10 protein-coding genes and 1 tRNA gene are annotated in these 15,370 nt (G+C 61.9%); 9 read left to right on the top strand and 2 right to left on the bottom strand.

What is annotated here, in order from left to right; all coding sequences use genetic code 11:
* The first annotated feature begins 8 nt into the window (after window positions 1-8).
* The 9 genes from A11A3_RS00550 (at window position 9) to A11A3_RS00510 (ending at window position 14,683) form a co-directional block, all read left to right on the top strand.
* Window positions 9-2,882: a hypothetical protein gene (locus A11A3_RS00550; RefSeq protein WP_237738797.1), complete on the top strand. Its 2,874-nt coding sequence runs from the start codon at window positions 9-11 to the stop codon at window positions 2,880-2,882.
* A 23-nt stretch (window positions 2,883-2,905) separates the two neighbouring features.
* Window positions 2,906-6,439, top strand: a complete 3,534-nt coding sequence (locus A11A3_RS00545; protein ID WP_040296543.1) for a CshA/CshB family fibrillar adhesin-related protein — start codon at window positions 2,906-2,908, stop codon at window positions 6,437-6,439.
* A 106-nt stretch (window positions 6,440-6,545) separates the two neighbouring features.
* Window positions 6,546-6,734: a DUF2065 domain-containing protein gene (locus A11A3_RS00540; protein ID WP_008927298.1), complete on the top strand. Its 189-nt coding sequence runs from the start codon at window positions 6,546-6,548 to the stop codon at window positions 6,732-6,734.
* Entirely contained in the window at window positions 6,731-7,903 is a 1,173-nt protein-coding gene (locus A11A3_RS00535) for an ATP phosphoribosyltransferase regulatory subunit (protein WP_008927297.1), read from the top strand. Before A11A3_RS00540 ends, A11A3_RS00535 begins: the two co-directional genes overlap by 4 nt.
* Before the next feature lie 66 nt (window positions 7,904-7,969).
* Window positions 7,970-9,262, top strand: coding sequence for an adenylosuccinate synthase (locus A11A3_RS00530; RefSeq protein WP_008927296.1), 1,293 nt, complete (start codon window positions 7,970-7,972; stop codon window positions 9,260-9,262).
* Window positions 9,263-9,496: 234 nt separating this feature from the next.
* Window positions 9,497-9,844, top strand: a complete 348-nt coding sequence (locus A11A3_RS00525) for a DUF3302 domain-containing protein (protein ID WP_008927295.1) — start codon at window positions 9,497-9,499, stop codon at window positions 9,842-9,844.
* The gene (locus A11A3_RS00520; RefSeq protein ID WP_008927294.1) at window positions 9,844-10,971 is read left to right on the top strand and encodes an HlyD family secretion protein; all 1,128 of its coding nucleotides are present in this window, start codon (window positions 9,844-9,846) and stop codon (window positions 10,969-10,971) included. Before A11A3_RS00525 ends, A11A3_RS00520 begins: the two co-directional genes overlap by 1 nt.
* A gap of 189 nt (window positions 10,972-11,160) precedes the next feature.
* On the top strand, window positions 11,161-12,960 hold the full coding sequence (locus A11A3_RS00515) for a PhoX family protein (protein ID WP_008927293.1): 1,800 nt from the start codon (window positions 11,161-11,163) through the stop codon (window positions 12,958-12,960).
* A 52-nt stretch (window positions 12,961-13,012) separates the two neighbouring features.
* The gene (locus tag A11A3_RS00510; RefSeq protein WP_008927292.1) at window positions 13,013-14,683 is read left to right on the top strand and encodes an Aq_1262 family (lipo)protein; all 1,671 of its coding nucleotides are present in this window, start codon (window positions 13,013-13,015) and stop codon (window positions 14,681-14,683) included.
* Here the strand turns inward: A11A3_RS00510 and A11A3_RS00505 are convergent.
* Both A11A3_RS00505 and A11A3_RS00500 read right to left on the bottom strand, forming a co-directional pair.
* Window positions 14,680-14,889, bottom strand: a complete 210-nt coding sequence (locus A11A3_RS00505; RefSeq protein WP_008927291.1) for a hypothetical protein — start codon at window positions 14,887-14,889, stop codon at window positions 14,680-14,682. The two genes, A11A3_RS00510 and A11A3_RS00505, sit on opposite strands and share 4 nt — an antisense overlap.
* 346 nt (window positions 14,890-15,235) lie before the next feature.
* A tRNA-Leu gene (locus tag A11A3_RS00500) sits at window positions 15,236-15,322 on the bottom strand.
* Between the last annotated feature and the right edge of the window lie 48 nt (window positions 15,323-15,370).

Raw genomic sequence — 15,370 nt, 5'->3', positions numbered from 1 at the left:
AGGGAGGCATGATGACAGGGCGGCAGCCAACACGGTTTGTTTCACCATGGCGCGGAATCGTTTTTCTGGCCGCCATGCTGCTGATGTTGACGATAATGAAGCCGGCGCTGGCCGCCGCGCCGCTGGCCGGCAGCTGGATCAAGAACCAGGCCAGTGCCACCTACCGCAGCTGTCTGGACGACAGCTGTGCCGCCGTGTCCGAGACCGTGGAGGTGAGCTCCAATCTGGTACAGACCCTGGTGCAGAGTGTGCCGGCACTGACTCTGGTGAACAGTCAGCAGAAGCCGGGGTTGCCCGGTTCCCTGGTTTACTTTCCTCACCAGCTGACCAATACCGGTAACAACAGTGATTACTATCAGCTGTGTATCAGCAATGTGTCCTCCTCGATCGAGACCTGGAAAGTCTTTTCCGATCTGGACAGTGATGGCCAGCCGGATGGCAACAATGTGCTGTTCGACAGCAGCGATGGGGATGGCTGCTGGGATGCGTCGTCGCCGGCGAGGGGGCCGGGGGAAACCTATGCCATTGTCATCGAGGCCGGCATTGCCCAGGGCGCCGCGACCGGTAACCAGAGCCTGACGATCACCGCCACCAGCCAGGAGAATGCCGGTGTCTCCGCCAGCAATACCGACACCGTGCAGGTCACCCAGGGGCCGGTGATCGAGGTGGTAAAAGCCATGTCCCGGCAAACCGTTCGCTCGCCGGACGGGCCTGTGACCGTGACCCTGACCTATCGGAACACCTCCCGTCAGGTGGCCGAGAATGTGGTGCTGGTAGATCAGCTGCCAGCAGTATCCGCCAATGGGGTCAGTGCCGGCCTCAGCTATCTGCCCGCCAGCGCCCGCTGGAGTGTCACCGGCAGCACCGTATTGACGGATGCCGATGATGGTAACCAGGGCAGTGGCAGTGATCAGGTGGCGTTCTGTGCCTATCAGAGTGGTAGCGCGGATTGCCAGCAACAGGTGCGGGCGGTGATTGCCCGACTGGCGCCGGGGGATACCGGCTCGCTGACCTTCCAGGTCAATGTGGATCAGGGGCTGGACGGCGGTGATCGCCTGCAGAACCAGGCCGCTTTTTCCTATCAGGATAGTGATGGGGGGCTCTACGGTTCTCCCTCTCCCTATACGACCAACACGGTGAGTCTGTCCATTTCCAATGCCCTGGAAAATGCCCAGGTGATTGCCAACAACAGTGACACGAATTCGGCCACCGGGCTCGATGACAGTGTCGATACCGGCAACCTGGTGGTGCGCAGTAGCCTGGATCAGGGCGGCGCCGTGCGTTTCCAGAATGTCATCTGGAATGGTGGCGATGGCGAAGACACCGTGGACATCCGCGTGGATGCTAGCAGTGATCGAAACGGCGCGGCATTGGCCTCGCCCTTTCCCGCCGGCACCCAGTGGCAGTTTTACAAGGCCGACGGCTACAGTCCGCTGACAGACAGCACCGGCGATGCGGTGGTGGATACCGGCCCGATTCCGTTACCGGATGCGCTGGGGAACTGTCCGCCGCGCTTTGTCAGTGATGGCAATCGCTGTGGTGTGCTGGTGGTGCTCAAGGCGACGTTGCCCGCTGATGCCCAGGGCGGGCCATTCCAGGTGACCGTGCGCGGCACGTCCCATACGCTGCCGGCGGTCAGTAATGCGGTCACCGATCAGCTGGACAGCATCCAGGTGGCCGGCGTCGATCTGACCAATGACCGGCCAGTGGATGGTGCCGCTCCCGGTGAGGGCGCCGGGCCGGCAAGCACACCGGTCAGCACCTTGCCGCTGGTGGCGGGCAGCAGTGGCATGTTGCGCCTCTACGTGAACAATACCGGCAATCGTCAGGACACCTTTGACCTGACCTACAGCGATACCAATTTCAGTGCCGGCTCACTGGCCAGCGGCTGGCAAGTGGTGTTTCTCGCCGATGGCGGCAATGATGATTGCAGTACCACCGGGGCCGCCATGAACAATACCGGTCTGATTCTGCCGGGCAGTGCCCGTCTGGTATGTGCCAGGGTTTCCGCTCCGGCGGATGGTGCCGGTAATGCCACCTTGCCGCTCTATTTCCGCGCGCGCTCGCCGACCACCGCCGTCAGTGATATCAAATATGATCAGGCTACGGTGGCGCCCACCGCGGCGCTGATGCTGACGCCGGATCAGGCCGGTCAGATCGTGCCCGGCGGGAGTCAGGTTTACACCCATCATCTGGATAATACCGGCAATGTGACGCTGACCCAGATCCAGCTCAGTGGTGTCAGCAGTGGGGGCTGGGGGCTGGTGCTGTTCATGGATTCCAATGGCAATGGCCAGTGGGACAGCGCCGATGCCAGCATCCCTGCGGGGTCTGCCTTGCCGGTGTCGCTGGCGGCCGGTGACAGCCTGGCCGTGTTCGCCAAGGTACTGGCGCCGGCCAATGTGGCCATGGGCACCGTGGATACCGCAACGCTGACGGCGACCGCGGACAGCGTCGCCGGCACCGTCAGCGCCACGGCCAAAGATACCACCACCGCCAATGACAGCCAGGCCTCGATTACCAAGGAGCAGGCGCTGGATAGCGACTGCGACGGGGTGCCTGATGGTCCGGGCACCTGTAGTGGTGACAACTGCTTTGTCTATACCCGCTTTAGCGTCGAGCCCGGCCAGGCCTGTGTGGTCTATCGGCTGGTGGCCACCAATGTCGGTGCGGCAACACTCTATGGCGTTACCCTTAATGACCGCACCCAGCCCTACACCGGGTTTCTGGCCGCGGCCACGGATTGCCAGTCCCCGGCCGGGGATTGCAGTACCTCGGTACAGGCGCCGGCGGATAACGGCAGCGGCGACATTACCGTCAACGTGGGGGAACTGGTGTCCGGCGCCAGCGCCACCCTCAAATTCGGGCTGAGGGTGCACTGATGATGGGAATGCGGGAATCAGGTTTGTTGTTATGGCGCGTGGCCGTTGTGTTGTTCGCCCTCTTTCAGGCGCCCATGGCTCTGGCCACACAGACGGGCACCTGGACTATCGGTTCCGGCACGGGTAGCTCTGCCACCGGGGGTAATGTCACCACGGTCACGGCGACCACCGGCCAGTACTGGACCGTGGATGGCAACACGACGCTGACACAACCGGTCAACGGCACCTATACGCCTTATATGTCCGGGGCTTCAGCGGTGCTGTTGACCTATGACCCGGGCAATACCAGCCGTACCCGTAATGTGACTTTCACCTTCTCCAATCCGGTCACGGATCCGGTGCTGCATATTGACCGTCTGGGCGGCTCGTCCGGGGGCTATAACAACAGCAGTGCCTGGACTCTGGTGTCCGGCAATGGCGCTACCTCCCTGACGCGCCTTTCCGGCGTCGGCCATTTTCTGGTGGATCAGGGCGGGCAGCGTTTTCGCGCCTCGGTCAATGATTCGGTGGGCGGCGGCTGGTCCTCCACCTGCTCGTCCAGTGCCTACAATGGTGCGGCCTGTGGCAGTGTGCGCATCAATGGCACCTTCACCACGCTGACCTTCAGCGTGAGGATGGAAGGGTCCGCCGGTGCCGGTGATCAGGTGGGGGTGGCCTTTACCTTCAATCAGGATCTGGGCGATGCGCCGTCCAGTTACGGCCGGGCGCTGCATGCCATCAGCGCGGCCAATGACCGTTATCTGGGCAACCAGGCGCCGGATGATGATGCCAGTGGCAATGAATATTCCAGTGCCAGCGATAGTGATGACAACAATGGTGTGGATGACGAAGACGCACTGTCGCTGTCGCCGCTGCCCCGAGGGCAGAGCACGCCGGTTACGCTGACAGTCCATGAGCCCACGGTGGGCAGCAGCTATCTCTCCGCCTGGGTGGACTGGAATCAGAATGGCCAGTTCGACAGTGGTGAACGGGTGGCCAATAACATCGTCAATAACGGCAGCGGCGATAGCGACAGTGACAGCGGCACCATCACCTTCAATATGACAGCCCCCGCCAATGCGGCTACCGGGTCCACCAATATGCGGTTGCGCTGGTCTTCGCAAAACAATTTGGGGGCAGGCACCGCAGCACGGGATGGCGAGGTGGAAGACCACAGTATTACCGTGGCATCCGGGGTATTGATTACCTGCCCCGACGGCTCGTCATCCACCGGCGGTGGTATCGCCAGTGCCGGGAATGGCCCGTATCGGGAGGCGGTGTACTGGCTGGACTGGAATTGTGGCTCGACCAATGTGTTCAATGCCGGCGACAGTATCAAGAAGACCTGGAACTTCGGGCCGGTGACCATCCGCGCCACTTTGGTGATGAATGGCTCCAGCGCTTCCGTTTATCCCTACGATACCGGCGACTGGTCCGGGGACCTGCTCGATGATCTCTACCAGGGCGTTAACCCGATTGGCCTGATGGTGGATGGCGGTACGGCCAACTACACCATCTCCTGGCAGGTGTTTCGTTACGGCGTACAGATCCCCGCGGATGTGATCGTGGCGGATGCCGAGGATACCGACGGCGGCGAATACCTGCAGTTTGGTACCGATGGTGCCGCCTGGGAAGTGTTTGCCCGCTCCCCGGCGAACCCGGATCTCGTGGCCACGTTCAGTGGCGGCGGCACATCGCTGCGCCTGGATACCGGCAACCAGTCGCCGGATATCGGCACCATGCTGGCCATGAGCCAGGGGGTGACGCAGACATCGCACACCTATCTGGGCAGCGGCAAGCAGGCGGAGGCCTTCGGCGTCTTCGTGCAGACCGACTATGGTGACCTGCCGGCGGGCTACCCGGAGAGTGGCGGCCACTCCATCCGCAAGATCGCCACTGGTGGCAGCAAGCCCACCTCCGCGACCAATGTGGGCAGCCTGTCGTTGGCGCAGCTGGCCGTACACACCCCGTATCTGGGCAATGTGGCGCCGGACCCGGAAAGCGGTGATCTGCACTCGGCCGCCGCGGATGGCGATGACGGCAGCGGCGATGATGATGAGGACGGCGTTGCCTTTTCCACGTTCCGTCCGGGGCAACAGGCGGATGTCACACTCCAGGTACAGGATGATTCCCTGGGGCACGGCTACCTGCAGGGCTGGATCGACTGGAACAATGACCAGGATTTTGATGATCCCGGTGAGCAGGTGGCCTACAACGTACGCGACAACGGCGAGCAGGATCGGGATGCCACTGCAGGGCGTGTCGTGCTGCGGGTTTTTGTGCCGCCCTATGTGCCGGTGGGTCAGGTTTATGCCCGTTTCCGTTTTTCCAACCAGGCGGATGTCAATGCCGGCTCTGACCGGGTCATTGGTGGCGAACAGGAAGACTACCGAATTCCCGTCTCTCCACCGCAATATACCGGTCTGGAGGGGGCGGTCTTCGCTGACGATGGCGCCGGGGGCGCCACGGCCCATGATGGCGTGCGTGGGGGCACCGAAGCGGGGCTGGCGGACGTCTATGTTCGCCTGCTGGAAGACACCGACAACGATGGGTTGTGCGAGGCGGATGCCGCCGTCTGGGCGCAGACCCGCAGCAACGGTAGCGGTGACTGGCACCTGGATATTCCCGCCGCCCATGTGGGCCAACATGCCTGCCTGGTGAGCGATCTGGCACCGGGTTACCGGGCCGTCAGTGAGAATAATGGCAGCCAGTCTCTGGTCATGGGCAGTGCCGAGGACAGCACCATGGGGCTGGTTATCCCGCCGGCCAGCAGCTACTGGAGTGGCCTGCTGTTTGGGCAGGTGCCCAGCCCCATGCTGGAGCCGCCGGGCCAGAACAGCATCGAGCCGGGGGGTACCCGCTTCTATGCCCATCTTTTCACCGCCGGCACCCTGGGGACGGTGGATTTCGCCCTGGGCTCGGCAAGCGGTCAGCCCGCCGCGCTGAACTGGGGCACGGTCCTGTACCGGGATGCCAACTGTAATGGCGAAGTGGACGGACTGGATGCGCAGTTGCCCCTGACCGGGGTGGCGGTGTCTGCCGGGGATCAGCTTTGCCTGCTCGCCAAGGTGTTCGCGCCGGCCGATGCGCCGGTGGATGCGGTGCTCAACCTGCCGGTCCAGGCGGTGCAATCGCTGACCGGCACGACGTTGCAGGACACGGCCAGCGTCACCGACCTGACCCGTGTGGTGATCACCCAGTTGGCGCTGGTCAAGAAGGTGCGCAACATCGGCCCGGACGGGCTGGCCGGCACCGCCGATGATGTGGATGCCAGCGCCCGCGACAGCAACAGCGCCCGGCCCAATGATGTGCTGCGCTACAGTCTCCTCTACAGCAATCAGGGGCACAGTGCGCTGACCGCGGTGGATGTCTATGACAGCACACCGCCCTATACCTCGCTGGCCAGCCCGGCCAGTTGCCCGGCATCCCTGCCAGCCGGGTTGACCGCCTGTACCCTGAATGCCCCCCAGGGAAGCAATAGTGACGGCTACCAGGGCAGTCTGCACTGGCATTTTGAAGGCCAGCTGCCCGCCGGGGCGTCGGGCTCGCTGTTCTATGACGTTCGGGTCAGCCCGTAACCGTTTCACGGTCACTGGACGCGAACTATCTGCACCGGGGAGACCGTGGTAGAATGCCGCAACCGAGCCTGAGGGTTCGGTTTTTTGTGGCTGTCTGGCAGGAACGATGGACTTCAGTGTACTGATCAAAGCCCTGTGTCTGGTGCTGGTGATCGAGGGCATTCCGCTGTTCCTGGCGCCAGAGCGCGCCCGCGAGGCAGCCCTGCAGGTAGCCCGGATGCCCGGGCGCTCCCTGAGAATCCTGGGGCTGGTACTCATGCTGGTGGGTGCCGGCCTGCTAGTGGTGATGAAATGAATCAGGAAGAACAGTGGCTGCTGCCCGATGGGGTAGAGGAAGTCCTGCCCGGCCGCGCCCGGGCCATAGAGCAATTGCGCCGTCAGGCGCTGGACCTGTTCCAGCGCTGGGGTTACGAGCTGGTCTTTCCACCGCTGATAGAATTTCTCGAGTCCCTGCTCAACGGCGCCGGCCGTGACCTGGAGCGGGAGACCTTCAAGATTACCGACCAGCTCACCGGCCGTCTGATGGGCGTGCGTGCGGACATGACGCCCCAGGTGGCGCGTATGGATGCCCACAGCCTGCGCCGCAATGCGCCATCGCGCCTGTGTTACTGCTCCACCGCCATGCGTACCCGTCCGGCCCAGGCCGGCGGTACCCGGCTGCCCTATCAGCTGGGTGTGGAACTGTTTGGCCATGCCGGTGCCGATAGCGACCTGGAAGTGATCAGCGTGATGCTCGATACCCTGGCACTGGCCGGGGTGGAGCAGCAGGTGGTGCTGGATCTGGGCCACGTGGGCCTGTTCCGGGCGCTGCTTGACAGCGTGTCGCTCAGCGAGGCCGACCAGAATGCGCTGGAAGCCATCTACGTGCGCAAGGCAAAGGTGGAGCTGGATACCTTCCTCGCCGAGCGGGATCTGCCCGCCGCCAGCGCCCGGGCCCTGGCGCAACTGCCCTGGCTGGCCGGCGGCGCGGCAGTGCTGACGGATGCCCGCACTCTGCTGGCGGAGTTTCCGGACGCGCTGACGGCCCTGGATGAATTGCAATTGTTGCTGGACGTGCTGCACGCCCGTGGCATCCAGGTGCACCTGGACCTGGGTGAACTGCGCGGCTATCACTACCACACCGGTTGTGTGTTTGCCGCCTACCTGCCCGGCGAGAGCGAGCCGGTGGCCAAGGGCGGGCGCTATGATCACATCGGTGAAGTGTTCGGCCGTGCCCGGCCGGCCACTGGCTTCAGTGCCGACCTGAAAATGCTGGCAGCGCGCCAGCAGGTGGCAGCGGCACCGGGCATTCTTGCCCGTGGCTCGCTGCAGGACAGTGAATTTGCCGGGCAGGTGGCGTCATTGCGCCAGGCTGGCGAGCGGGTGGTGCTGGCGCTGCCCGGGGCGGACAATGATGCCGCCGAACTGGGCTGTGATCGCCAACTGGTGGCCACGGCAGACGGCTGGTCAGTGACCGCCCTGTAACGGGCTGTTTTTCAACAGCCTGGTAAACCAAACCTTTTATCCTGAAAAACACGGCAGCTTAGACTCATGGGCAAGAACGTAGTCATTCTCGGCACCCAGTGGGGTGATGAAGGCAAGGGCAAGATCGTTGATCTGCTTACCGATCAGGCCTCCTATGTGGCCCGCTTCCAGGGCGGCCATAACGCCGGTCATACCCTGGTGATCGACGGCAAGAAAACCGTCCTGCACCTGATTCCGTCCGGCATTCTCCGTGACGACGTACAGTGCCTGATCGGCAATGGCGTGGTGCTGGCGCTGGATGCGCTGCTCAAGGAAATCGGCGGTCTGGAAGAGCAGGGTGTGCCGGTGCGCGAACGCCTGCGCCTGTCCGCGGCCTGTCCGCTGATTCTGCCGGTGCATGTGGCACTGGATCAGGCCCGTGAAGCGGCCCGTGGCAACAAGAAGATCGGCACCACCGGCCGTGGCATCGGCCCGGCCTATGAAGACAAGGTGGCGCGCCGTGGTCTGCGTCTGGGCGATGTCTACCAGCGCGAGGTGTTTGCCGCCAAGCTGGGCGAAGTGATGGACTACCACAACTTCGTGCTGCGCAGTTACTACAATGCCGAGCCGGTGGACTTCCAGAAAACCCTGGATGAAACCCTCAAGATGGGCGAAGACGTGCGCAGCATGGTCACCGATGTGACCGCCGTGCTGCACGGTGCCCGTGAGCGGGGTGACAACATCATGTTCGAAGGGGCCCAGGGCACCCTGCTGGATATCGACCACGGTACCTACCCCTACGTGACCAGTTCCAACACCACCGCCGGCGGCACCGCCACCGGCACCGGTTTCGGGCCCCTTTATCTCGATTATGTGCTGGGCATCACCAAGGCCTACACCACCCGTGTGGGTAGTGGTCCGTTCCCCACCGAGCTGTTTGACGAGAACGGTCGCTACCTGGCCGAGAAAGGCCATGAGTTCGGTTCCACCACCGGCCGCGCACGTCGCTGTGGCTGGTTTGATGCGGTGGCGCTCAAGCGTTCCATCCAGATCAACTCCATCACCGGCCTGTGTCTGACCAAGCTGGATGTGCTGGATGGCCTGGAAGAGGTCAACATCTGTGTGGGCTACCAGGATGCCGACGGCAACTCTCTGGAATGTGCCTGGGATGCGGACAGCTACGAGGAAGTAAAACCTGTCTATGAAAGCCTGCCGGGCTGGAGCGAATCCACCCTGGGGGCGCGCAGCCTGGATGATCTGCCAGCCAATGCGCTGGCCTACCTGAAACGGGTGGAAGAGGTCACCGGGGCGCCGATTGATATCATTTCCACCGGCCCGGATCGGGTGGAAACGATCATCAAGCGCCACCCCTTCGAGTAGCGCGAACGGTTAACAGGAAGGCGGCCAATGGCCGCCTTCTTGTTTTGTGGCCGTTTTCAAGCACAATCCGGGTAAGGGGCAGGGAATGAGCCCGGTCCGGTTTGGCTTACAGGATAGTCAGCCCGGCGCGCAGGTGCGCCGAAGAGAATCGGTACGATTCGCCCAGACCGTCTGGCGAGTAAACAACAAGGGGCGTGCTCTCGCGGGAAAACGCCGAAAGCAGGGAAGGTTTCGATGCTCAGTTATATTGCCCTCGGGCTGCTTGTGTTTGTGGGGCTGGTGCTGTTCTACGGCATCATCGCCATTCACGACATTCCTTACGATATCGCCAAACACCGTAATCACCCCCATCAGGATGCCATCCATGTGGCGGGATGGGTGAGCCTGTTCACCCTGCATGTGCTGTGGCCTTTTCTGTGGATCTGGGCGACGCTCTATCGGCCGGAGCGGGGCTGGGGATTCCAGCAGATACAGGAACAGCAAAAGGTGGATGAGGCGCTGCTTGCCGAGTTACACGAAAAACTGGAAGAGCAGGCCCGGCGGCTGGCTGTACTGGAGCAGAAGCTGGAGGAGAATCACTGATGGAAATGCTGATTCTTCTTACCTATGCCGCGATCTGTGTCTTCATCTTCAAGGTATTCCGCATTCCATTGAACAAATGGACTGTGCCCACGGCAATACTCGGTGGCGTGGTGCTGATCGGTGCCCTGATCCTGACCATGAATTACAACCACCCCTTTACCCGCAAGGTGCGCCAGGTCTATGTGGTGACGCCGCTGGTGTCGGAGGTGCGTGCGCGGGTGCAGGACGTGTTGATCAAACCGAATACGCCGGTGAAAAAGGGCGAGCCGTTGATCGTTCTGGATGACACGCGCTATCAGGCGCGGGTGGCGGAGCTGGAAGCGAAGCTTGCCGATATGGGGCAGCAGGCCAAAGGCTATGTGGCCAGCGTCTCCGAGTCGCGGGCCCGGGTGGCCCAGGTAACGGCCAAGCGGGACCAGGCGGTACGAACCCTGCGCCGCTATGAGGGAGCGGCCAGCGCATTCAGCAAGCAGCAGATCGATACGGAACGGGACCGGGTGCGCGCCATGAATGCCGACCTGGAAGCGGCCAAGGCCGATCTGGCCAGGGCCGAGTCCCAGCTGGATGGCTCGGTCAACGGTGATGACCCGGCGGTGGCGGCGGTCAAGGCGCAGCTGGATGAAGCGCGTTTTGATCTGGCCAATACGGTGATCCGTGCACCCACCGATGGCATGGTCACCCAACTGGCGGTCCGGCCGGGGATGATGGCGGTGCCGCTGCCACTCAAACCCCTGGCCAATTTTATCAACAGTGAAAAGCGCCGCTATATTGCAGCTTTCCGTCAGCAGTCGCTGTTGCGCCTCAAGCCGGGATACGAGGCGGAGCTGACCTTCACTTCGCTGCCCGGTCAGGTGTTTGAAGGCAAGTTGGTGGAAGTCATGCCCACCATTGCCGAATCCCAGCTGGCCGCGGGCCAGGCCCTGGTCGGGGGGGAGGCTTTCCAGAAAATGGATAACGAGGCGCTGGCCATCATTGAAATGGACCCCAGTAGTCAAGTGGATGCCTTGCCGCTGGGTATGAGCGCCCAGGCGGCGGTGTATTCCGAGCATGCCCATCATGTGGCGCTGATCCGCAAAATCCTGTTGCGGATGATGAGTTGGGAGCATTACCTCTATCTGGATCACTGATCCGGCCGGCCCGGGTGCGGCTGAGGCTGTGCCCGGGTGATTGCCGGCCATGAACGCTGATTTTTCCTCTTTGCAGTCTTGTGACAATGGCCCGCAGACAAAAATAAAATGTCTTGTTTCTGAGACCGTTCTGTCACACGAATCCGCTTCACTGTTCGCCTCAATAACGACTGATGGGGAGAACAGTTCATGTACCGCCCGATTCCGTTTGCAAAGAAAAACCTGGCCGCCAAGGTCGGTACCGTGGCGCTGGGCGCCATGCTGCTGGCTGCCTGTGGTGGTGACAGCAATAACCAGGGCAAGTCCCTGGAATTTACCCCGGTCAATGCGCCGGCCACGGATGCGCAAAAGCGCCAGATCCTGGTGTCGCCCTCGGCCAAGGTGGATGGTGAAGAACACAGTGTCGGTTACCACACCCTGCTGCGTTCCGGCGATTCTGTGGATTCCGAGGTGGTATTCGGCCGCCTGGTGGATGAGAGCGGCGCGCCGCTGTACGGCTCCGATGGCGAGCTGCAGGTGACCGACTACAACGAGCATACGTCGCTGCTGCCGATCGGTGACCGTCTTTTCTCTGTTTCCCAGATGGAAACCCGCCCCGGCGCCATGTTCCTGATGGAGCTGGATCAGGACAAGGACACCGGTGTGCTGAGCACCAAGAAACTGTGGCAGATCGATCAGTCCTCCGTGCACGGAGGCTGGGTACACTGTGCGGCCACCGTTACTCCCTGGAATACCCATCTGGCCAGTGAAGAGTACGAGCCGGATGCTGCCGAGGAAGGCAGCGCGGACAGCATGGCACCGTATTTCGGGGGCGATACCTCCAAGGTGAACCCCTACTTCTGGGGCTGGAATATCGAGATCAAGGTCAACGCCAGTGGTGATGAGCAGCCGACCACCGAGCTGAGCAAGCACTATGCCCTGGGTCGCCTGGCCTTCGAGCTGGCCAAGGTGATGCCGGATCAGAAAACCGTGTACATGAGTGATGACGGCAGTGACGTGGGCTTCTACATGTTTGTGGCCGACACTGCGGGTGATCTGAGTGCCGGTAGCCTGTATGCGGCCAAATGGAACCAGACCTCCGGCGAGGGGCTGGGTGAAGCCGACCTGGAGTGGATCGATCTGGGGCACGCCACCGACAGTGAAATCGAAGCCTACGTGGATGGTGCCGGTGCCCTGTCTTTTGACGATATGTTCGAGCAAACAGCCGCCACCGAAGATACCTGCCCGGACGGCTACGCCGGCATCAAGGCAAACAGCTCCACGCTTCAGTGTCTGAAAGTGAAGCCCGGAATGGAAAAGGCCGCCTCCCGCCTGGAAGCTCGCCGCTACGCGGCGGTGATGGGCGCGACCACCGAGTTGCGCAAGGAAGAAGGTCAGGCGTTCGACCCGGCCACCAAGACCCTTTATGTCTCCATGAGTGAAGTGCAGAAAGGCATGCTGGATGGCGACAAGTACGATACCGATTACGCCAACCATATCCGTCTGAAAACCCGCAACGACTGTGGCGGTGTTTATCAGTTGCAGCTGGGTACCGACACCAACATCGGTTCCGAGTATGTGGCCAAGACCATGAAGGGACTGATTGCCGGCATCCCGGCCAGCTATGATGAAAACAGCCCCTATGCCACCTATACCTGCGACAAGGATGGTATTGCCAACCCGGACAACATCACCTTCATCGACGGTTACAACACCCTGATGATTGGTGAGGACTCCGGTTCCGGCCACCAGAACGACATGGTCTGGGCGCTGGATCTGAGCAAGGTGGATGCCAATGATCCCAAGGCCGGCCTGACCCGTGTGCAGACCACGCCCTACGGTTCTGAAACCACCGGCCTGTACTGGTACCCGAACATCAACGGTTTTGCCTACCTGATGAGCGTGGTCCAGCACCCCTACGGCGAGTCCGACAGTGACCAGATCCCCGACGGTTCCCTGGATCACCGTGCCTATACCGGCTACGTGGGTCCGTTCCCGGCCATGGACTGAGTTGACCGTCAATCGCAGCAAGGAGGCCGGGGGTAACCCCGGCCTTTCAATCATGAAATCTCTTTTTCTGAAACTCTCCGCCGTGCTGTTTTGTGTATGGCAGCTGAGCGGGTGTGGTGAGTCGCAGGCCTCCCAGCGCTATGACCTGGGCCGTATCTATCTGTCCAACCCGTCAGCCACCATTCCGCCCCAGTGTTATACCCAAACCCGCAATGAGGATGGCACCACCAGCAACCCCTGCTATGTGTGTCATACCGCCAGCAAGCGCCCCAATTTCACCAATGATCTGGACCTGCAGCTCAGCTATGACTTTGCCGCACCGGCCACCCTCAATCGCTGGAGCAACCTGTTCATCGACCGGCGCGACGCCATCGCCGACATGGATGACCAGGCCGTGCTGGATTATGTGCGCCAGAACAATTACGAGGAAAATGGCCGTGTGCCCCTGGTGGACAAGCTGACCGGGGCCCTGCCGGACAACTGGGACGATAACCACAACGGCCACTGGGACGGCTATGTACCGGATGTGGGCTACCACTTCGATGATCAGGGCTTTGACCATGACGTGCAGGGCCGGCTTACCGGCTGGCGGGCGCTGGCCTATACGCCGTTTCCGGGGACATTCTTTCCCACCAATGGCTCCGCCGATGACGTTCTGATCCGCTTGCCGGCGGCCTGGCGCGAAGATGAAAGCGGCCAGCCGGACCAGACCGTATATCGGGTCAACCTGGCCATCGTGGAAGCACTGATCAAGGAAAAGGACATCGCCATCGCACCGGTGAATGAGCGCCGCCTGAACGTGGATCTGGACAAGGATGGCCAGCTGGGTGAAGCCTCCCGAATCGCCTATGACTGGGCGCCCCTGGAGGGCCGTCTGATGCATTATGTGGGGCGGGCTCGTCTACTGCAGGCAAGCGGCAAGGCCAAGCTGGCCGCCCGTTCTTACCCGCTGGGGACCGAGTTTGTTCATACCGTACGCTATCTGGATATTGCCCCGGATGGTGAGGTGGTGATGGCGCCGCGCATGAAAGAGCTGCGCTATGCCCGCAAGACTCGCTGGATGACCTACTACCAGCAACGGGCCCTGGCCGAGACGGAAATCAAGGAAGCCCATGATTTTCCGGATCGCCTGGAGCCGGTGATCGGTGATATCGAAAAAGGCATGAGCAACCGCCACGGCTGGCGTTACAGCGGCTTTATCGAGGGCCGTGATGGCGAGCTGCGCCCGCAATCCTACGAGGAGCTGGCCACCTGTGCCGGTTGTCATGGCGCGGTGGGCGCCGTGGCGGACAGCAGCTTTTCCATGGAGCGCAAGCTCGACGGCACGGCGTTCCAGCGTGGCTGGTATCACTGGAGCCAGAAGAGTCTGGCCGGTCAGCCCGAGCCGCTGCGCGAGGACGGTCAGGGCGAATATGCCTTTTATCTCAAGCAGGTGGGCAATGCCGATGAATACCGTTCCAACCGGGAGGTCCGGGCGCGCTTCTTCGATGCCGACGGCAACCTGAAACCGGCCATGCTGGCCCAGTTGAAAAACGATATCTCGGTTCTGGTGATGCCATCCGGGCGCCGTGCCCTGGAGCTCAACAAGGCCTACCGGCTGGTCGTGCAGGAGCAGAGCTATAGCCGGGGCCGCGATGTGGCGCTGGCGCCCAAGCAGCATCTGCTTGAGCGGGTGGAGGCCGGTGAGCGCACGGGTATCACCGAGCCGCAGACCTATCGCTAGCCTCGTTTGCGGCGTGTCCAGATCACCAGGGCGCCGGTGACCACCATCACCGCCAGCGGGCAGAGCAGCAGGTAATGCTTGACCGTCAGCTCCCGCTCGGCGACGGAAGCCGGAGGCTCGTCACTATCGGCCTGGGCGTTGGCCAGGACGATGGGGCAGAACAGCAGACTGGCGGCCAGTAGCAGGCTGGCGAGCAAGAGGCGCATAACGGGAAACCATGCCGGTTATGAAAGACATTGCTTTCCCTTTATACGGGAGAAGCCCGCTCCGGGGCAAAGGTGATGTCGGGCGCTGGCCGGCAGTCCGACCGGGAGCATGAATATCGGAGAGATAGTCTAGCGATGGTCCGCGGGACGGTCGCCAAGGGTGGCGGGCACAAAAAAGGGCGCTCATGTCTGAGCGCCCTTTCAAAATTGGTGCCGAGGAGAGGGTGAAAAGCATGCTTTTCACGCCAGCGCAGCAGCAGGATATCGCCTGCTGTGTCTCGGCGCTGGCCGGCAGTCCGACTGAGAAACGAAAAAGGGCGCTCATTTGTGAGCGCCCTTCTTAAATTGGTGCCGAGGAGAGGACTTGAACCTCCACGGGGTTGCCCCCACTAGCACCTGAAGCTAGCGTGTCTACCAATTTCACCACCTCGGCTTGTTCGTGATGGGGTCCGTCGTGGAAATTTATTTCCGCTTCGGGAGC

It is taken from the genome of Alcanivorax hongdengensis A-11-3, assembly GCF_000300995.1.
In the GTDB taxonomy this organism is placed as follows: Bacteria; Pseudomonadota; Gammaproteobacteria; order Pseudomonadales; family Alcanivoracaceae; genus Alcanivorax; species Alcanivorax hongdengensis.
Note: the sequence above shows the minus strand (reverse complement) of the source record. Positions and strands in the feature narration are given on the sequence as shown.